This is a genomic window from Pseudomonas sp. SWRI77 (assembly GCF_014269105.1).
In the GTDB taxonomy this organism is placed as follows: domain Bacteria; phylum Pseudomonadota; class Gammaproteobacteria; order Pseudomonadales; family Pseudomonadaceae; genus Aquipseudomonas; species Aquipseudomonas capeferrum.
On record NZ_JABWRV010000028.1, the window covers coordinates 36,801 to 56,440 of the forward strand.

Consider the following 19,640-nt stretch of genomic DNA (forward strand, 5'->3'; position numbering starts at 1 on the left):
TACAGGCATCGCATAACCTCTATAGGAGCGGCCTCGGCACTACCGAATCCACAACCCCTTTTGCTGCAACCGCCACCCAACCCACCCCAGCGTCACCGCCCGCAGCGCCATGAAGCCAAGAAACGCCAGCCACAACCCATGGTTGCCAAACCCGCTCATGCCCCACGCCACCGGCAGCGCAAGCACCACCGAAATCAGCATCGCATTGCGCATTTCCCTGGCCCGCGTGGCGCCGATGAACAGCCCGTCCAGCAAGTAACTCCACACCGCCACCAATGGCAGCACCGCCAGATACGGCAGGTACGGATAAGCCGCCGCCCGCACGCTGTCGATATCGGTCTGCAGGTCGATGAACAGATGCCCCCCCAGCAGGAACAACACGGCAAACCCGACGCTGGTGATCAGCGACCACCCACACGCCACGACCAACGCGCGGCGTAGGCTGGTGTGGTCGCGCGCACCAATGGCGTGCCCGCACAAGGCCTCGACAGCATGGGCCAGGCCATCGAGGGCGTAGGCGGTCAGCAGCAGGCCATTGAGCAACAATGCGTTGGCGGCCACCGTCGCTTCACCCAGGCGTGCGCCTTGCACGGTGATCAACAGAAACACCAGCTGCAAGGCCAGGCTGCGCAGGAAGATATCGCGGTTGACGGCCAGCAGTGGCCGCCATGCCTGCCAGCGCTTCAACGCCGCCCAGGCGATGTGCCCAGGGTAGGCGCGCAGGGCCGGGCGGGTCAGGGCCAGCCCCAGCAGCGCGGCGCTCCATTCGGCGATCACCGACGCCCGCGCCGAACCCAGCACCCCCCAGTCCAGGCCGAGTACGAACCACAGGTTGAGCACGATGTTCAGCAGGTTGGTCGTCAGCAGAATGGCCAGCGGCGCCCTGGCATTCTGGGTGCCCAGGAACCAGCCGACCAGCGCGTAGCTGGCCAATGCAGCAGGCAGCCCGAACAGGCGAGTGTGGAAGAAATCTTCGGTGGATTGCTGCAACGCCGCGCTGGGCTGCATCGCATGAAGTGCAAGCTGGCTGAAGGGCAGCGCCAGCAGGCCGATGATCACGGCAAAGCCCACGGCCAGCAGCAGCCCTTGCACCAGCACCTGGCGCAATGCTGCGCCGTCGCCGCGGCCGGCAGCCTGGGCTGCGAAGCCGGTAGAGCCCATGCGCAGAAAGCCCATCAGGCCGACCATGAAGGTGAACAGGGTGGCGCCCACCGCCACTGCGCCCAGCTGATGGGCATGGGGCAGGTGGCCAATGACGGTGCTGTCGACCAGCGCCACCAGCGGTACCGAGATATTGGAGAGGATCATCGGTGCGGCCAGGCCCCAGACCTTGCGGTGGGTAGGGCGGTCGCGCCAGTCGGTGGTGAGGGAGCTCATCGGTGTCCTAAGGTCATGGGGGCTGCGTTTGCAGGCCACAGTGTACCGGCCAGGCAACCAATGCGCGCGAACGCGGTCTCACCTGGCGCTCGACCTCGGGTGATGCGCCCGGCGTTGCGCTATAGTTGCTGCCCTCACGTACACGCTGCCAAAGAGTTCCCACACCATGTTCAACAAAGGATTGTTGCTGGCCTGCGCGCTGGCGTTGCTCAGTGCTTGTGACTCATCTGCGCCGGACAAACCGGCGCCGGCCGAGAAACCGGCAGCCACCACGCCCGCCGAGGTGCAACCGGCCAAGCGCGAAGACCCCGCCGTGCTCGCCAAGCGCTACGAGGGCCGCGCGCTGACGGTGCTGGATGTCTCGGAAGTGCAGCTCGATGGCGCCAGCACGTTGTCGATCAGCTTCTCGGCGCCGCTGGATGCCAAACAGGACTTTGCCGCCAAGCTGCACCTGGTCGACACTGTCAAAGGCAAGGTCGATGGTGCCTGGGAACTCTCCGACAACCAGATGGAGCTGCACCTGCGCCACCTCGAGCCGCAGCGCAAGCTGGTGCTGACCGTCGACAAAGGCCTGCTGGCGGTCAACGGCCAGCAGCTCGACAGCGAGTCGGTGACCCGCCTGGAAACCCGCGACATGCAGCCGACCATCGGCTTTGCCAGCCGCGGCTCGCTGCTGCCCACGCGCCTGGCCGAAGGCCTGCCGGTGATCGCCCTCAACGTCGACAAGGTCGATGTCGAATTCTTCCGCGTGAAGCCCGAGATGCTGTCGACCTTCCTGGTCAACTGGGGGCGCAACAGCAGCCTGTATTCCTACCAGTCCAAAGAAACCCTGGCCATGGCCGAGCTGGTCTACAGTGGCCGTTTCGACCTCAACCCGGCGCGCAACACCCGCGAAACCGTATTGCTGCCGATCGCCGGGAGCAAGCCGCTGCAGGCGCCGGGTGTGTACCTGGCGGTGATGCGTGCTTCTGGCACTTACGATTATTCGCAGCCGGCCACCCTGTTCAGCCTCAGCGACATCGGCGTCTCTGCGCACCGCTTCCGCGACCGCCTCGACGTGTTCGCCCAGGCCCTGGAAGGGGGCAAGGCGATGAAAGACGTCAACCTTGAGATACACGATGAGAAGGGCAAGCTGTTGGCCCAGGCCAAGACCGATGGCGAAGGCCACGCCCAGCTGCCGATCACGCCCAAGGCCGATACCTTGATTGCCACCCAGGGCGTGCACACCACCTTGCTGCGCCTGAACACCGCAGCGTTGGACCTGGCCGAATTCGACATCACCGGCCCTCAGGCCAACCCTTTGCAACTGTTCATTTTCGGCCCCCGCGACCTGTATCGCCCCGGCGAGACCGTGCTGCTCAACGGCCTGCTGCGCGATCAGGATGGCAAGCCGGTCAAGGCCCAGCCCGTCAGCGTGGAAGTACGCCGCCCCGATGAGCAGGTCAGCCGCAAGTTTGTCTGGGAGGCCGATGGCAATGGCCTGTACCAGTACCAGTTGCAACTGGCCAGCGAAGCACCGACCGGTCGCTGGCAATTGCTGCTCGACTTGGGGGGCGGGCGCAAGCAGGTCTACGAGTTTCTTGTCGAAGACTTCCTCCCCGAGCGCCTGGCGCTGGAGCTCAAAGGCAGCAGCACGCCGCTTGCGCCTGATCAGGACGCGCACATCCAGGTCGATGGCCGCTACCTCTACGGCGCGCCTGCCGCAGGTAATCGCCTGAGTGGCCAGGCCTACGTGCGCCCGTTGCGCGAAGCAGTGCCGGCGCTGCCGGGTTACCAGTTCGGCTCGGTCACCGAAACCGAGCTGAACCAGGACCTGGAGCTGGACGAGGTCACCCTCGACCAGGCCGGCAAGGCGGTGGTCGATATCGAAAGCCGCTGGGCCGAAGCCCGCTCGCCGCTGCAACTGACCGTGCAGGCGAGCCTGCAGGAGTCCGGTGGCAGGCCGATCACCCGTCGCCTGGAACAGCCGATCTGGCCGGCCGAGCGCTTGCCTGGCCTGCGCGGGCTGTTCGAGGGTGAGGAGACCGACAGTGACGGCCCGGTGGAATTCGAGTTCCTGGTCGCCGACCGTGACGGCAAGAAGCTTGCGGCCAACGACCTCAAGGTGCGGCTGATTCGCGAACGCCGTGACTACTACTGGAACTACTCGCAGAGCGACGGCTGGAGCTACAACTTCAACGAGAAATTCCTCACCCAGAGCGAGCAGACCGTCAGCGTCAAGGCCGGCTCGACCGCCAAATTGTCGTTCCAGGTCGAGTGGGGCCCTTACCGGGTCGAAGTCGAAGACCCGGAAACCGGCCTGGTCTCCAGCGAGCGCTTCTGGGCCGGCTACCGCGCCCAGGACAACGCCGAAGGCGGCGCGGTGCGCCCGGACCAGGTCAAGCTGGCCCTGGACAAACCCTCCTACGCCGATGGTGCCTCGGCCAAGGTCACGGTAACGCCGCCGGCAGGCGGCAGCGGCTACCTGATGATCGAGTCCAGCGATGGCCCGCTGTGGTGGCAGGAAATCGACGTGCCGGCCGAGGGCAAGACCTTCGACGTGCAACTGGACAAGCAATGGGCACGCCACGACTTGTACATCAGCGCCCTGGTAATTCGCCCCGGCGAGCGCAAGGCCAATGCCACGCCTAAACGCGCCGTGGGCGTGCTGCACCTGCCGCTGGACCGGGCCGAGCGCAAGCTCGCGGTCAGCCTGCAAGCACCGGAAAAAATGCGCCCCAAGCAGCCGCTGACGGTGAAGTTCAAGGTGGCCAAGGCCGATGGCAGTGCACCCGCTGCGGGGCAGCAGGTGCATGTGCTGTTGTCTGCGGTTGACGTGGGCATCCTCAACATCACCGACTTCAAGACCCCCGACCCGTTCGCCAGCCTGTTCGGTCGCAAGGCCTATGGCGCTGACCAACTGGACATCTACGGCCAGTTGATCGAAGCCGGCCAGGGCCGTCTGGCCAGCCTGGCATTCGGCGGTGACGCCGCCATGGCCAAGGGTGGCAAACGCCCCAACACCACGGTGACCATCGTCGCGCAGCAGAGCCTGCCGGTCACCCTGGACGAGAAAGGCGAAGGCCAGGCCACAGTCGATATCCCCGACTTCAACGGCGAGCTGCGGCTGATGGCCCAGGCGTGGACCGAGGATCACTTCGGCATGGCCGAGGGCAAGACGGTGGTCGCCGCGCCGTTGATCGCCGAACTCTCGGCGCCGCGCTTCCTCGCCGGCGGCGACCGCACCAGCCTGGCGCTGGACCTGGCCAACCTGTCCGGCCAAGCCCAGCAACTGAATGTCGAAATCAGCACCGAAGGCCAGTTGAGCCTGGCCACCAGCGCTGTGCACAGCGTTGCCCTGGCTGAAGGCCAGCGCTCCACGCTGATGATCCCGGTGCAGGCCCAGGGTGGTCTGGGCCAGGGTAAGGTGAAGGTGCGCGTCAATGGCCTGCAATTGCCGAACGAGCCGGCAACGGCCTTCGAGCGTGAGTGGACCTTGGGCGTTCGCCCGGCCTACCCGGCAATGCTCAAGCACTACCGGGTGGCGCTGAAGGACCAGCCATGGGCGTTGCCCGAGGCTGACCTGGCGGCCTTCGAACCGGCGGGCCTTGAAGCCAGCCTGGTGGTGTCGAGCCGGCCGCCGCTGAACCTGGCCGAACAGATCCGCGCCCTCGAAGCCTACCCGTATGGTTGCCTTGAGCAGACCACCAGCGGCCTGTACCCGTCGCTGTACGCCGATGCCGAAAGCCTCAAGCGCCTGGGTATCAAGGGCGAGCCGGCCGATGTGCGCAAACGCAAGATCGAGATGGGCATCGAGCACCTGCTGGGCATGCAGCGTTACAACGGCAGCTTTGGCCTGTGGAGCTCGGACAGCGAGGAGGAGTACTGGTTGACCGCCTATGTCACCGACTTCCTGCTGCGTGCCCGTGACCAGGGCTACGGCGTGCCGGCCGAAGCGCTGAAGAAAGCCAACGAACGCCTGCTGCGCTACCTGCAGGAACGCAACCTGATCGAGGTCGACTACAGCGAGAGCGCCGACCATACCCGCTTCGCCGTGCAGGCCTATGCTGCGCTGGTCTTGTCGCGCAACCAGCAGGCACCGCTGGGCGTCTTGCGCGGGCTGTTCGAACGCCGCGCCGACGCCCGCTCGGGTCTACCGCTGGTGCAACTGGCCGTGGCGCTGGACAAGATGGGCGACAAGCCACGCGCCGAGCAGGCCTTGCAAGCCGGGTTGGGCATCAGCCGCAGCAAGGGCTGGATGGCTGACTACGGCAGCACCCTGCGTGACCAAGCGTTGATCCTGGCGCTGTTGCAAGAAAGCAACCTGGCCAGCAACCAGGTCGACCAACGCTTGTTCGCGCTGTCTGACGAGCTGGCGGCCAACCGCTGGCTGTCGACTCAGGAACGCAACGCGCTGTTCCTTGCCGGCCGTGGTTTGCTCGGCAAGCCGGAGGGCAAGTGGCAGGCGCGGCTGGACAGCGCAGGCGAAATCCGCGAGCTCGACAACGCAGCGTCGGGCCTCAAGCTCGAAGGCCCGTTGCTGGCTTCGCCGTTGACGGTGCAAAACCAAGGCAGCGAGACGCTCTACCAGCAGCTGACCCTCTCTGGCTACCCACGCCAGGCGCCAGCGGCTGGCGGCAATGGCATGGAGATTCGTCGCGAGTACCTGGGCATGAACGGCCAACCACTGGACCTGCACAACCTGCGCAGTGGCGACCTGGTGTTGGTGCACCTGGCGCTCAAGGCCAAAGAGCGTGTGCCGGATGCGTTGGTGGTCGACTTGCTGCCGGCGGGGCTGGAGCTGGAAAACCAGAACCTGGCACAGAGCGCCGCCAGCCTGGACAACGCCAGCAGCGCGGTAAAGGAGTGGCGTGAGTCGATGCAGAATGCCAGCGTGGTGCATCAGGAGTACCGTGATGACCGTTATGTGGCCGCGCTCAAACTCGATGGCTATGCCACCACGCACCTGCTGTACCTGGCACGGGCGGTAACGCCGGGCACCTATCGGGTGCCGCCGCCGCAGGTCGAGTCGATGTACCGGCCGAATCTGCAGGCTGTGGGCGATGGGCAGGGCGAGATGACCGTCAACGCCCGCTAAGCCACTGCTGCCCCGCGTGCTTGGGTTGTTGTAGGAGCGGCCTTGCGTCGCGAAAGGGCCGCAGCGCGGCCCCAGCGATATCAAAGTTAACGCCGAAATCCTGGGGCCGCTCCGCGGCCCTTTCGCGACGCAAGGCCGCTCCTACACACCCACACCCACACCCAAAAAACACATCAAAGCGAGGGGCGGCAGGGCCTCAGTGAATCACCCAGCTCATCACCCACAACCCCAGCACCAGCCAGATGATCCCGAGGATGATCGACGCCCGCATGAAGGCGCGGATGGCCGAGTACAGCAGCATCAGGCCAACCACCAGGGCAAGGATGCTGACCAGCGAGGTGTCCATGCCCAGCGTGCGCGCCAGGCCATCGATGAAATTGCCCCCGGCATTGGCCAGCAGGTTGAACAGCCCGCTCAATGCGTCGACGATAACTCGGATCAACGAACCCAGTGCCTGGCCCAGCCACTCGAAAAAACCTTCTACATGCATAGTTGCTTCCTGATCGACACGTCGGCGAGTTTGCCGTTTCCAAGCCTTTGGCCATCAGTTGGCCAAGTCGGTTCCCGATGCCAAGCTTAGCGCGGCCGCGCACGCGAGCGGGCAGAATTGCCCGTGCCGGTGTCATCACCCTGGTGCTGGCTGTCGGCCTGCTGTGGCTGGCTGACCGTATCTGGCCGCTGCCCATGCCAGGCGACGACCTGGCGCGGGTGGTGCTGGCCGAAGACGGCACGCCATTGTGGCGCTTTGCCGACGCCGAGGGCGTGTGGCGCTATCCGGTCAGCCCGGATGAGGTCTCGCCGCTGTACTTGCAGGCACTGCTGACCTACGAGGATCGCTGGTTCTATCGCCACCCAGGGGTCAACCCGCTGGCCCTGGCCCGCGCGGCCTGGCTGAACCTGCGCGGCGGGCGCGTGGTGTCGGGCGGCAGTACGTTGTCGATGCAGGTGGCGCGCCTGCTCGACCCGCATGACCGCACCTTGGCCGGCAAGCTGCGCCAGTTATGGCGTACGGCGCAGCTGGAGTGGCACCTGTCGAAGCGCGAAATCCTGCAGATCTACCTCGACCGCGCGCCCTTTGGCGGCACCCTGCAGGGGGTGGCGGCTGCCAGTTGGGCATATTTGGGCAAGTCGCCCAAGCACCTGACACCTGCCGAGGCGGCGCTGCTTGCGGTGCTGCCCCAGGCACCCAGCCGCCTGCGCCCGGACCGCCATCCCGAACGTGCCCAGCGTGCGCGCGACAAGGTGCTGCAACGGCTGGCCGAGTACCAGGTCTGGCCCGCCCAGCAGCTCAAGGAGGCCGCCGAAGAGCCCTTACTGCTGGCGCCGCGGCAAGAGCCGGCCCTGGCGCCGTTGCTGGCGCGACGGCTGAACACCGCCGGTAGCCCGCCACTGATTCGCACCACACTCGACGCGGCCCTGCAAAGGCGCCTCGAAGACCTGCTGCTAGGCTGGCGGGCACGCCTGCCGGAGCGCACGTCGGCGGCGATTCTGGTGGTGGATGCACAGACCATGGCGGTGCGCGCTTACCTGGGGTCGATCGACCTGGCCGATGAGCGACGCTACGGCCATGTCGACATGGTGCGCGCCTTGCGCTCGCCCGGCTCGACGCTCAAACCGTTCCTTTACGGCATGGCGCTGGACGACGGGCTTATCCACTCCGAATCGCTGCTGCAGGATGTGCCCAGGCGCTACGGCGATTATCGGCCTGGCAACTTCTCCATGGGTTTCAGCGGGCCGGTGTCGGCCAGTTCCGCCTTGGCCCTGTCGCTCAACCTGCCGGCGGTGCAGTTGCTGGAAGCCTATGGCCCGAAACGCTTCGCGGCGCAGATGCGTGTGGCCGGCGTGCCGCTGATGCTGCCGCCCCTGGCCGAGCCCAACCTGTCGCTGATCCTCGGCGGTGCGGGCAGCCGCCTGGAAGACCTGGTCGGCGGCTATGCGGCCTTCGCCCGAGCCGGCAACAGTGCGCGCATCCGCCTGCAGCCCCAGGAGCCGTTGCTGGAGCGGCGCCTGCTGTCGCCAGGGGCGGCGTGGATTATCCGGCGTATTCTCAGTGGCCAGGCGCGGCCGGACCGTGATCCGCACGCCGAGCTGGTGCAGCGCCCGCAATTGGCCTGGAAGACCGGTACCAGCTATGGCTTCCGTGATGCCTGGTCGATCGGCGTCGGGCCGCGCTACCTGATCGGTGTCTGGATCGGCCGCCCTGACGGCACGCCAGTACCTGGGCAGTTCGGCCTGGCCTCGGCGGCGCCGTTGATGCTTCAGGTGCATGACCTGCTGAGCAACCGCGACGCCCAGCGCGGTATCCGCGTGCCGGTCGAGCAGGTGCCCGATACCATCGGCGTGGCAGCCATCTGCTGGCCGCTGGGCCAGCCGATGAATCGGCAAGACCCCAACTGCCGTCGCCAGCGTTTTGCCTGGACCCTCGACGGCACCACACCGCCGACCTTGCAGGCAGCCGACCAACCGCTGGGGATGGGCTTGCGCGAGCGCGTCTGGGTCAATGCGCAAGGGCAGCGCGTCGATGGCAGCTGCCTGGGGGCCAAGGTACGTGACATCGCCCTCTGGCCTGCGCCGCTGGAGCCGTGGCTTCCCCGCGTCGAACGGCGTGCGGCGCGCTTGCCGGCAGTCGACCCGACCTGCCCACCGCAGGCGCCGGCGACTGCGCCACCTCTTTCAATCGTCGGTGTACGCCCAGGTGACAACCTGCGCCGCCCGGCAACCAGCAGCGAGCCGTTGCAGTTGCACGTTTCTGCCCTTGGCGGGGGTGGCCGGCGCTGGTGGTTCCTCAATGGCCAGCCGTTGGGCGAGACCCTGGGCCAGGACAGCCTGCTGGTGCGCTTCGACCGCGCTGGGCAGATCGAGCTCAGCGCGCTGGATGAAAGTGGCGAGACCGCGCGGGTGGCGTTTCAGGTCAGCGAGTAGCCGTTCGACGATTGCGGGGGTAGCACCTACGCTTTGCAAGTGACGGGTGTGACCGGCTGGCGCCGCGGTACCCGAGGGATCATGGAGCGTCCTATGCGTCCTCTGGTCGTGCCCCTGTTATTGCTGCCTTGGGCCCTGCTGGCCCAGGCAGAGGCGTTGCCGGTGTTTCTCGACAGCCATGAAAACGAGCGTCGGCTGCCTGCCGCCAACCTGCCAATAGACACCTACCGCCCTGACACTGCGCGCCTGCGGCTGGCGCTGCCCGATGCCAATACGGCGGGTTGGGCACCTGCAGACACCCGGTTGGTGTTGCACAAGGTGCGTTTCGAGGGCGGCACGGTGTTCCCCCTGAGCGAGCTGCGCGACCATTACCAGCCGCTGATAGGGCGCGAGACAACGCTGGGCGAGTTGCAACAGTTCACCGAGCGCCTCACCCAACGCTATCGGCAGGACGGTTATCTGCTCTCGTATGCCTACCTGCCACCGCAGGATATCGCAGACGGCCGCATCCAGGTGGAGCTGGTGGAAGGCTATATCCAAGGCTACCGGTTGCAAGGCGACATCGGTTCGGCCCGCCGTTACCTGGAGCAGTTGCTTCATCGTTTGCAAGCCGAACGGCCGCTCACACGTGAGACGCTGGAGCGCTACATCGGCATTGCCGAACGCATCCCGGGCGTTGCGCTAGGCGCCGAACTGACCGTGGCGCATTCGCCTGAGGGTGCCGCTCACCTGACGGTGCATGCGCGGCGTAGGCCGTTTGCCGCTGGCATTACCGTAAACGATGGCAGCCGTGAGGACGCCCAGGCGCTGTTCACCGTGACCAGCAATGCCCAGACCCGCTATGCCGAACAGTTCCAGGCAAGCCTGCTGCTGCCTCCCGGGGATGATCAGGCCCATTACCAGCGTTTGGCTTACAGCCAGTACCTGGACGCCGAAGGCAGCCAGTTGCTGGTATCTGCTTCGCGCTATCGCAGCACACCGGGCACCCGTATCCGCCTGGATGACGGCAGCGCTCTCACCCAGAAGCGGGAAAGCGAGCGTTATTCGGTAGGCCTTGGTCAACCACTGATCGTCAGGCCGGATGAGTGGCTGACGGTGACGGGGCGCTTCTACGCGGTCAGCGAGCATCTCGAAGATCGGCCTGCGGGGCGTTTGCCGGTGCGCGAATACGACAACTACGTACGGGCGCTGTCCTTCGAGGGCAACTGGCGCAAGGCCGAGGCTCGCCGCTTGCGAATCGTCAGTGCCGGGGTCTATCAAGGCCTGGATTACCTCGGCGCGCGCAGCGACGCCGACTATGACCTCGACTTCTTGCGGTTGCGCCTTTCGGGATTGCAGAGCGACACGCTGTTCGACGCTTGGCAGGGGGTGATTTCGGGCGCCCTGTACTGGAGCGACGACACACTGCCCGACAGCGAACGGGCGGTGTTTGGCGGGCAGGGTTTCGGCCGTGGTTACCCCCGTGACCAAGCAGCGGGGGACAAGGGCTGGGGGGTGGCGTATGAGCTCAACTACAGCGTTCGGCACAGCGACGGCTGGCTGAAGGTGGTACAGCCTTATGCGGTGCTCGATGCTGCGCGTGCCTGGTACAACGCTGGCAGGGTCGAGGATGCCCGGATGACGTCGGCTGCGCTGGGGCTGCGGCTGGGGGATGGGCGTTACTTCAATGTTGCTGTGGAAGTAGCGAAACCTTTGGCGGATGCTGCCCTGGACAGCCTGAGCCGAACGCCACGCTTGACGCTCAGCTTCACTTATCAGATGCAATGAACCCCGCTCGATACGCTCCTACGCAACATCGGCGTTCGCGATCAATGCGCGGTAAAGCGCTGATGCACCGGTGAAGAGCTCGGCGTCAGCGCCAGCGCCAGTTGCGTGCGGTTGTGCATGTGGGTCAGGCGCAGCACTTGGGACACATAGAGCTTCACGGTGTTTTCAGTGATGCCCAGTTCGCAGGCGATCTGGTAATTGGTCTTGCCTTTGCTGACCAACCGCGCCACTTCCAGTTGGCGCGGCGACAGCTTCTCGAACACCGCTGGCAGCTCGCTTTCGCCTTCCTCGACATCATTGGCACGCCGATGCACACCCTGGCCGCGGGCCTTCTCAAGGTCGTGGTAGAGCTCGTCAACGGACGATGCCAGGTCTTGCAGGCGCTGGTTCAGGCCGCCCAGTTCCCTGAGGTTGCGCTGGCGTTCCAGCAATGCCTGCTCTTGGCGGCGAACGCCTTCGAGCAGTTCGTCGAGGTTCACGGGCTTTTGGTAGTAGTCGGCAAAACCTGCGCGCAAGGCGCGGATCACATCCTGCTTCTCCGCACGTCCTGTCAGCATGATCGCTTCGAACATGCGCTTGCTGCCGGCAATTTGCTTCAGTGCGCGGACCAGTTCGATGCCATCGCGCTGCGGCATGTGCAGGTCGCACACCACCAGGCCAATGCTGTGATCGGCCAGGTAGCGCTCGATGGCCTGGTCGGTGGAATTGGCAGGGACGCAAGGGTGACCTTGGCTTTCGAGAAATTCACACAGTTGCTCGACGATCAATGGCTGGTCATCGACCACCAATACCTTCACTTCACTCGACGGCTTGTTCACGATCAACTCCCTGTTCGTAAGCGGCCCTGCTCCCGGGCCAGACGCTCTGGCAGTTTAAAAGTAGTCGTAGTTTGCGAGTCTGTACAAGGCTCGTACAAGTTATCGGACCACAGATGTGATTATTGGATCCATACCGCTGTCAGAAGAAAGCCTGCCAATACGTAGGGCACGAAGGCCTGCTTGTCGCCCATCTGCTCCGTGAGGACCTGCAAGCGCTTCTTTACCTTGGGGTTGAGCAGGGTCCACAACCGGCGACGGGTGAGCAGCCACAGCAGCACCGTGACGCCCGCCCCGATGAAGGTGCCGAGTACATACTGAGGGCTGGTGGCGAGGGCCAGTGCGCCCATCAGCTTGACGTCGTCGGCACCGAAGCGCCCGAGCATGTAGCCGGGTAGGGTCAGCAGCATGACAATGGCCAGCGCCCAACCGGCGTCGCTGGCCTCGGCGCCGATCCAGCTGTGGCCGGTAGCGAACAGCCAAGCCAGGGCGCAGGCCGCGACGCCGAGTGTCAGCAGGTTGGATATCTGGCGTTGACGCACATCCTGTTCGGAGCACAAGGCAAGCCACATCAAGAGAACAATGCTTTGCATTGGCAGGTCGCCTTCCCTAATTGTTGAACACTTCTACCCGGTCAGTCAGGTTTCCTTAACTGAAGATAGACGGGAACGTGCAGGGGAGTGCAGTTGGCAACGAAAAAAGGCGTGGTCGAAATGGATTATGTCGCGGTTGGCACAGCGCTTTTGGGGGCGGCCCTATCGCAATGCAAGGCCGCTCCCGCTAACTGCTACTTCTTGCTACCCGGCGGGTAGTTGGCCAATACCTTGGCCACGGTATTGTGAATGGCGGTATTGCGTTCCTCCGGGCTTGGCGGGTAGTTGTTCATGATCTGTTCGGCACTGCCACGCCACACCAGCTTGCCGTCACGCCCATCGAACATGTCGACCTGAATGGTGGCGACCTTGTAGTCGACACTGCGGGTTTCGTTGTACATCGGGCCGCCCCAGTAGCCGCCCCAGTAGCCACCCCACCCACCGCCGTAGTTGGTGGTGATCTGTTGCTGGCGCTGTTCGACGATCAGGTACGTGCGTACGTTCAGGTCAGGCCGTGCCGTGCCCTGCACCGGGCGCAGGCCACGCTGGTCGAGCTGGCCGGCAACCGCCTGGCGAATGCGCTGCTCGGTCAGGTCGCTCTTGATTCGGGGGTCGTCCGGGCGGTACTGCAAGCCGGGTTCTTGCCACGCCCAACTGCGGTAGGCGGCAAAATCGCGGCTGGCGTCGAAATCATGCTGGACGTTGTTGCTGGAGCAGGCCGCAAGTAATAGCGCAAATGACAGTAGAACGAGACGGCGCAACATGATGGTTCTCCGGTAGACGTTAACTGGGAGGATAGCCGCTGAGCGCCTTGTGCACAGAATCACGCAAGGCACTTTCGCGATCACGCGGCGAGTCCTTGTCGCTATTGCTTTCAGCACTGGCGCTCCACACCGGCTGGCCGTTGCGCGCGTCGAACAGATCGATGCGCACCACCATTACCTCGACCTCGTAGGTACGCACGATCGGTGCGCTGGCATAGGCACCGTAGCCATTGCGGTAGCCGCCATAACCGACGCCCCCGTAGGGGTAGGGGCCGTAGTAGGGGTCGTAGGTGTCATAGTCGCGCACTTGGCGCAGGCGTTTTTCCAGGCGCATGTCGGCGCTTACCAGTAGATCGCCGGTGCTGCCCCGTGCCGGGCGCAGGCCATGCTGGTCGAGCGCGCCGCTGATGGCATCGGCCAGTTGCGCCGGGTCGGCATTGGCCGTGCCGCTGGGCAACTGGCCGCCACGCCAGCTCCAGCTGCGATAGTGCCCATAGTCACGGGCCGGTGCCGGGTAGGCACTGGCGTCGAAGGTGGTGGCAGCCGCAGCAGGCGCGGGCGGTATGGGGCGGCCGCTGGCGACATACGGGTTGCTGCCCTGGCAGCCAGCCAGGGCGAGGGGCAGCAGGGCCAGGCACAACAGACGGTACGGCATGTATTCCTCCCGGCGGGCGGGGTCAGCGGGGGCGGCAGATCCAGTGCAGGTAGCGACCGAGCCCGGCAAAGCTTGGGTGCCTGCGGTGGGCCAGTTCCATTTCCAGAAGGTCGAGCAGTTCGGCCTTGGCCTGGAACTCCTTGGGCATGTAGTCGTGGAACACCCTGACACCACTCTGGCTTTCGACCTGCCACATAGGCTCAAGTTGCGCCTTGAGCTCACGTGGATCAAGTGGTTTTTGTGGGGTCAGGCTCTGCTTTTCACCTTCCAGGCGGTTGCTGCGCAACTTGCGGAAATGGCCCTTGAGCAGGTTGCGATAGACCAGCGCGTCGCGGTTGTAGAAGGCCAGCGAAAGCCACCCGCTGGGCGCGGTCAGCTGATGCAGCACGGGCAGGATGCTTTCGGGTTCGGCCAGCCATTCAAGCACAGCGTGGCACAGCACAAGGTCGTAGGGTTCGGTGAGTTGGCCGAGCAGGTCCTGCCACGGCGCCTGGATGAAGGTGGCCGTCTGGCCCGCTTCGGCAAAGCGCACACGGGCACCGTCGAGCATGGGCGCGGCGGGCTCGGCCAGGGTCAGCTGGTGGCCGCGCTCAGCCAGCCACAGGGCCATGTGGCCCAGGCCTGCGCCGATATCGAGAATGCGCAGCGGGCGGTCGGGCAATGTTTCGGCCAGGTCGGCTTGCAGCACGGCCAGGCGAATTGCACCTTTGGCACCGCCGTAGATCTTTTCGGCGAAGCGCGTGGCCAGTTCATCGAAGTGACGGTCGTTCATCGCGCGAAGCGCCTCTCGCTGTCGGCCAGTTTGGCCCGTACCACCTGGTCCATGTCCAGGCCCAGCTCGCTGCACAGCAGCAACAGGTAGAGGACCACATCGCCCACCTCCTGGCCTGCGTGGGCGAGTTTGTCGGCGGGCAACTGGCGGGATTGGTCTTCGCTCAGCCACTGGAAGATTTCCACCAGCTCGGCCATTTCGACGCTGGCGGCCATGGCCAGGTTCTTCGGGCTGTGGAAGCCGCGCCAGTCGTTGTTGTCGCGGATCTTGTGCAGGCGTTCGGTGAGTTCTTGCAGGTTCATCGGGGCTCTCCTAATGCCGCATAGCTTCGGCGCAGGTCCGATGCAAAGCAAGAGGATTCGGGGGCGGCTGCGCAGCCGCCACACGGCCTAGAGCTGGTCCCAACGCCCGAGCATGTGCAGCAACTCGCCATGCCCATCCAGCCGCAGTTCCCCAGCGGGCCCTGCCTCACTGGCACTGAGCACCACCTCCGATGGCAACCGCACCGGCTTCAGGAAATCCACCTCGAAGCCATAGCCACTGTTCGGCAGGTGCCCGCGCAACGCCGCAAGCGCCATGGCCTGGCTCCACATGCCATGGGCAATGGCCTTGGGAAACCCGAACAGTCGCGCACTGGCGGCGCTCAGGTGGATGGGGTTGTAGTCCCCGCACACCTTGGCATAACGCCGGCCGATATCGCTGTCTGCATACCAGCGGCTCGCCTCTGCCAGTGGGCCCGGTTCGTGCTCTGCCAGCTCACTGGCCTGGCCTTCCAGGTGCAGCCCGCGTACCAGCATGCGGCTGGTTTCGCGCCAGAGCAGGCCCAAGCCATCTTCGGCTTCGGTGATCAGGTCGAAGGTGCCGCCCTTGGCATGAGGTTGCAGGTTGTCGGCGTACACCGCAAACCGTAACCCATCGATGCCACCCAGGGGGCGCAGCACCTCGATGCGGTTATACAGATGCACCAGCCCGAGCAGTGGGAAGGGGAAGTCGTGGCCGGTCAGCAGCTGCAACTGGAGGGGGAAGGCCATGACATGTGGATAAGTGCCCGGCAAGCGGCCATCGTCGGTGAAGTGGCAGAGCCGGCGGTAGGCCGCAAGGTTGTCGGGCTGGGCCCGAACGACGCAGCGCAGGCCTGTGTTCGGCAGGCTGTCGCCGCTGATTTTGCGTTTACTGGCCGCGCGCAGGTAGAGGCTGGCGCGTGAGTCCGGGGCGTGCAGGTCGTGCCAATGTCTGCTCATGGTCAGGCTCCCATCAGTGCCTGGCCACAGACCCGCAGGACCTGGCCATTGACCGCACCGGAGCCCGGCTGGCTGAGCCAGGCGATGGCCTCGGCGACATCCTGTGGCCGCCCGCCCTGGCCCAGTGAGCTCAAGCGGCGCCCGGCCTCGCGCAGCCCCATGGGCATGGCGGCGGTCATGTGCGTTTCGATGAAGCCGGGGGCCACGGCATTGATGCTGGCACCGCGCTCGGCGAGCTTTGGCGCCCAGGCTTCGGCGAAGCCGATCAGCCCGGCCTTGCTCGCCGCGTAGTTGGCCTGCCCACGGTTACCGGCGATGCCGCTGACCGAGGCCAGCAGGGTGATGCGCGCGTTGTCACCGAGCGCGCCAGCGTCGTACAACGCCTGGGTGAGCACCTGCGGCGCCTTGAGGTTGACCGCCAGCACGGCGTCCCAGTATTCCGGGGTCATGTTGGCCAATGTCTTGTCACGGGTGATGCCTGCGTTGTGCACCACGATGTCGATACCCCCAGGCAGAGCTTCGAGCAGTTGCGCTGCTGCGTCGTTGGCGCAGATGTCCAGGCCCAGCGCCTGGCCGCCTAGCCGCGCGGCGAGGGCTTCGAGGTCTTGCCGCGCTTGCGGCACATCCAGCAGCACCACTTCAGCGCCGTCGCGCGCCAGGGTTTCGGCGATGGCCGCGCCGATACCGCGTGCCGCACCGGTCACCAGGGCGCGACGGCCGCCAAGCGGGCGGGTCCAATCCTCGACCTGGCTGGCGCAGGTTTCAAGGCGCAGGACCTGGCCAGAAATGAACGCGCTCTTGGGCGAGAGGAAAAAACGCAGGGCACCTTCCAGTTGGTCTTCCAGTTGGTCTTCGGCACCTTCAGCGAGATACAGCAACTGCGCGGTCGCACCGTTGCGCAGCTCTTTGGCCAGCGAGCGGCTGAAACCTTCGAGTGCACGTTGCGCGACACTGGCCAGTGGGTCGTCGAGGCTCTCCGGGGCGCGGCCGAGAATCACCACGTGGGCGCAAGGCGCCAGGCTGCGCAGCAATGGCTGGAAGAATTCGCGCAACTGCTTCAATTCGTCGCTGTCGGACAGATGAGTGGCATCGAACACCACGGCCTTTAGCTTCGGCCCCAGGCCCGCCACCCAGGCCTGTGCCTGCAAGCCTTCGGCATTGAAGCTGTAGAGTTCGTCGGTGAGGCGCGGGGCGATAGCCTCGACCCGGCTTGTCAGTGGCCCGCCACCGATTACCAGGGCGCCCTCCACCGGGCGCAGGCGGCCGGCCTGCCAGCGCTCCAGCGGGGCCGGGTGTGGCAGGCCAAGGGCATCCACAAGGCGGCGGCCGAGGTTGGAGTTGGCAAAGCCGAGGTAGCGATCGCTCATGAGTGGGTCTCCCTGAAGGCAAGCTTGAAAGTGTGGACCAACTTTGTGGCAAGGTCGTTCGAATGCGGTAAAAACACCTAGGCTGTACGGTTTAAATTGTTTCAGGAGGAACATGCGCATGCGTTCACCTCGCCGGGTCGCGATCCTGGGCGGCAACCGAATCCCGTTCGCCCGCTCCAATGGCGCCTACGCCACCGCCAGCAACCAGGCGATGCTGACCGTCGCCCTCGAGGGCCTGATCGAGCGCTACCGCTTGCATGGGCTTCAGCTGGGCGAAGTGGTGGCAGGCGCGGTGCTCAAGCATTCGCGTGACATGAACCTGACCCGCGAATGCGTGCTCGGTTCACGCTTGTCGCCGCGCACGCCGGCCTACGACATCCAGCAGGCCTGCGGCACGGGGCTGGAGGCTGCACTGCTGGTGGCCAACAAGATTGCCCTGGGGCAGATCGACAGCGGCATTGCGGGCGGCGTGGATACCACCTCCGATGCGCCCATTGCCGTCAACGAAGGGTTGCGCCACATCCTGCTGGAGGCCAACCGCGGCAAAAGCCTGGCTGAACGGCTCAAACCTTTTCTCAAATTGCGCCCTGGCCACCTGAAACCTGAGTTACCCCGTAATGGCGAGCCGCGCACAGGCCTGTCGATGGGCGAGCATTGCGAGCGAATGGCACAGGCCTGGCAGATTGAGCGCAGTGCACAGGACGAACTGACCTTGCTCAGCCATCAACGGTTGGCAGCTTCTTATGCCGAAGGTTGGCAGGACGACCTGCTCACGCCATTTCTGGCGTTGGGCCGTGACAACAACCTGCGCCCGGACCTGACCCTGCAACAACTGGCCAAGCTCAAGCCAGCCTTCGACCGCAGCGGCCTGGGCACGCTGACGGCAGGCAATTCCACACCGTTGACCGACGGTGCTTCGCTGGTGCTGCTGGGCAGCGAAGCCTGGGCGCAGGAACAGGGGCTCTCGGTGCTGGCCTATCTGGTGGACGGCGAAACCGCTGCGGTGGATTTCGTCAACGGCCGCGAAGGCCTGTTGATGGCGCCGGTGTATGCGGTGCCGCGCTTGTTGGCGCGCAATGGCCTGACCCTGCAAGACTTTGACTATTACGAAATCCACGAAGCGTTCGCTGCCCAGGTGTTGTGTACGCTCAAGGCCTGGGAGGACGCGGACTATTGCCGTGAGCGGCTGGGGCTGGACGCAGCGCTTGGCGCGATCGATCGCAGCAAGCTCAACGTCAAGGGCAGTTCGTTGGCGGCGGGGCATCCGTTCGCGGCGACGGGAGGGCGGGTGCTGGCCAACCTGGCCAAGCTGCTGGCGACGGCAGGCAAGGGGCGCGGGTTGATCTCGATCTGTGCGGCGGGTGGGCAGGGGGTGACGGTTATCGTCGAGCGGTGATCTTGCGGGAGGGCGCCACAGTCATCCCCCCAGCTGTTAGGCTTGTCCGATCAGAACTACAAGAAACCGCCATGCCGATCATCGGACACCCACGGCCCATCCCCGCATTGGACCATCTGCCCAGGCCGCTGTATGCCCGCGCCGAAAGCCTCGGTGCCGGCTCCTGGACCACCCGCCATCAGCACGATTGGGTGCAGTTCTCCTACGCCATCAGCGGCGTGCTGGGTGTATACACCCGCGAAGGCAGCTATTTCGCGCCCCCCCAGTGGGGCGTGTGGGTGCCTGCGGATGCCGAACACGAGGTGGTGACATCGATGCAGGCCGAAATGCGCAGCCTGTACGTTCGCCGCGATGCCTGCCCGTGGGCACCGGAGCACTGCCGGGTGCTGGAGGTGACGCCGTTGGCGCGGGAGTTGATCAAGCAGTTCTGCCTGCTCCCGGCAGACTACCCGGAAGGGGACAGCGCCGAGGCGCGATTGGTCGCGGTGCTGCTCGACCAGTTGCGCACGTTGCCAGAGGTGGGCTTTTCGTTGCCGCTGCCACGGCATCCCGGGTTGCTGGCGCTGTGCAATGGCCTGATCGCCGCGCCAGACCAGCCACAGACCCTGCAGCAATGGGCGCAGCAATTGGCATGTTCGGAAAAGACGCTGATGCGGCTGTTTCAGCGGGAGACCGGGTTGAGTTTTCGCAATTGGCGGCAGCGTATGCGGCTGTTGTCATCGCTGGCGTTGCTGGAGGCGGGGGATAACGTGACGGAGGCGGCGTTGGGCTGCGGTTATGACTCGACCTCGGCTTACATCGCAGCGTTCAAGCAATTGTTCGGGGCGACGCCGGGGGAGCTGAAGTTTTAACCTCCAGCGCCCTGTACCGGCCTAGGTGAACCCCAGAGACCGG

General features: G+C 65.1%; 15 protein-coding genes. 5 read left to right on the forward strand and 10 right to left on the reverse strand.

What is annotated here, in order from left to right; genetic code table 11:
• Positions 1 to 39: 39 nt before the first annotated feature.
• Positions 40 to 1,377: an MATE family efflux transporter gene (locus HU766_RS22450; protein ID WP_186660681.1), complete on the reverse strand. Its 1,338-nt coding sequence runs from the start codon at positions 1,375 to 1,377 to the stop codon at positions 40 to 42.
• 166 nt (positions 1,378 to 1,543) lie between these two features.
• On the opposite strand from HU766_RS22450, the gene HU766_RS22455 reads away from it, so the two are divergent.
• Positions 1,544 to 6,454, forward strand: a complete 4,911-nt coding sequence (locus tag HU766_RS22455) for an alpha-2-macroglobulin (RefSeq protein WP_186660683.1) — start codon at positions 1,544 to 1,546, stop codon at positions 6,452 to 6,454.
• Positions 6,455 to 6,650: 196 nt separating this feature from the next.
• On the opposite strand, the gene HU766_RS22460 is transcribed toward HU766_RS22455, so the two are convergent.
• The gene (locus tag HU766_RS22460) at positions 6,651 to 6,944 is read right to left on the reverse strand and encodes a hypothetical protein (RefSeq protein ID WP_033703383.1); all 294 of its coding nucleotides are present in this window, start codon (positions 6,942 to 6,944) and stop codon (positions 6,651 to 6,653) included.
• 77 nt (positions 6,945 to 7,021) lie between these two features.
• Between HU766_RS22460 and pbpC the strand changes: the two genes are divergently transcribed.
• Complete coding sequence (gene pbpC, locus HU766_RS22465) at positions 7,022 to 9,376, forward strand: peptidoglycan glycosyltransferase PbpC (protein ID WP_186660685.1); 2,355 nt, start codon at positions 7,022 to 7,024, stop codon at positions 9,374 to 9,376.
• A gap of 93 nt (positions 9,377 to 9,469) precedes the next feature.
• The gene (locus tag HU766_RS22470) at positions 9,470 to 11,143 is read left to right on the forward strand and encodes a ShlB/FhaC/HecB family hemolysin secretion/activation protein (protein WP_186660687.1); all 1,674 of its coding nucleotides are present in this window, start codon (positions 9,470 to 9,472) and stop codon (positions 11,141 to 11,143) included.
• A gap of 41 nt (positions 11,144 to 11,184) precedes the next feature.
• Here the strand turns inward: HU766_RS22470 and HU766_RS22475 are convergent, their stop codons facing one another.
• From HU766_RS22475 to HU766_RS22510, 8 genes are all read right to left on the reverse strand, one after another.
• Positions 11,185 to 11,961, reverse strand: coding sequence for a response regulator transcription factor (locus HU766_RS22475; RefSeq protein ID WP_186660689.1), 777 nt, complete (start codon positions 11,959 to 11,961; stop codon positions 11,185 to 11,187).
• A gap of 119 nt (positions 11,962 to 12,080) precedes the next feature.
• Entirely contained in the window at positions 12,081 to 12,551 is a 471-nt protein-coding gene (locus tag HU766_RS22480) for an A24 family peptidase (RefSeq protein WP_186660691.1), read from the reverse strand.
• A 194-nt stretch (positions 12,552 to 12,745) separates the two neighbouring features.
• Positions 12,746 to 13,315, reverse strand: coding sequence for a DUF4136 domain-containing protein (locus HU766_RS22485; protein WP_095065365.1), 570 nt, complete (start codon positions 13,313 to 13,315; stop codon positions 12,746 to 12,748).
• A 19-nt stretch (positions 13,316 to 13,334) separates the two neighbouring features.
• Positions 13,335 to 13,970 (reverse strand): DUF4136 domain-containing protein, encoded by a 636-nt coding sequence (locus tag HU766_RS22490; protein WP_186660693.1) that lies wholly within the window; start codon positions 13,968 to 13,970, stop codon positions 13,335 to 13,337.
• 22 nt (positions 13,971 to 13,992) lie between these two features.
• Positions 13,993 to 14,742 carry a methyltransferase domain-containing protein gene (locus HU766_RS22495; protein WP_186660695.1) on the reverse strand — a complete coding sequence of 250 codons (750 nt, stop codon included), beginning with the start codon at positions 14,740 to 14,742 and terminating at the stop codon, positions 13,993 to 13,995.
• On the reverse strand, positions 14,739 to 15,044 hold the full coding sequence (locus HU766_RS22500; protein ID WP_033703374.1) for a MazG-like family protein: 306 nt from the start codon (positions 15,042 to 15,044) through the stop codon (positions 14,739 to 14,741). The genes HU766_RS22495 and HU766_RS22500 overlap by 4 nt, the downstream gene beginning before the upstream one ends.
• Positions 15,045 to 15,131: 87 nt before the next feature.
• Positions 15,132 to 15,983, reverse strand: coding sequence for a MaoC/PaaZ C-terminal domain-containing protein (locus HU766_RS22505; protein WP_186660697.1), 852 nt, complete (start codon positions 15,981 to 15,983; stop codon positions 15,132 to 15,134).
• A 2-nt stretch (positions 15,984 to 15,985) separates the two neighbouring features.
• Positions 15,986 to 17,350 carry a 3-oxoacyl-ACP reductase gene (locus HU766_RS22510; protein WP_047583500.1) on the reverse strand — a complete coding sequence of 455 codons (1,365 nt, stop codon included), beginning with the start codon at positions 17,348 to 17,350 and terminating at the stop codon, positions 15,986 to 15,988.
• 118 nt (positions 17,351 to 17,468) lie between these two features.
• On the opposite strand from HU766_RS22510, the gene HU766_RS22515 reads away from it, so the two are divergent.
• A complete protein-coding gene (locus HU766_RS22515; protein WP_186660699.1) occupies positions 17,469 to 18,746 on the forward strand; it encodes an acetyl-CoA C-acetyltransferase in 1,278 nt (425 codons plus the stop codon).
• Positions 18,747 to 18,817: 71 nt separating this feature from the next.
• Complete coding sequence (locus HU766_RS22520) at positions 18,818 to 19,597, forward strand: helix-turn-helix transcriptional regulator (protein ID WP_033703371.1); 780 nt, start codon at positions 18,818 to 18,820, stop codon at positions 19,595 to 19,597.
• The last annotated feature ends 43 nt before the right edge of the window (positions 19,598 to 19,640 follow it).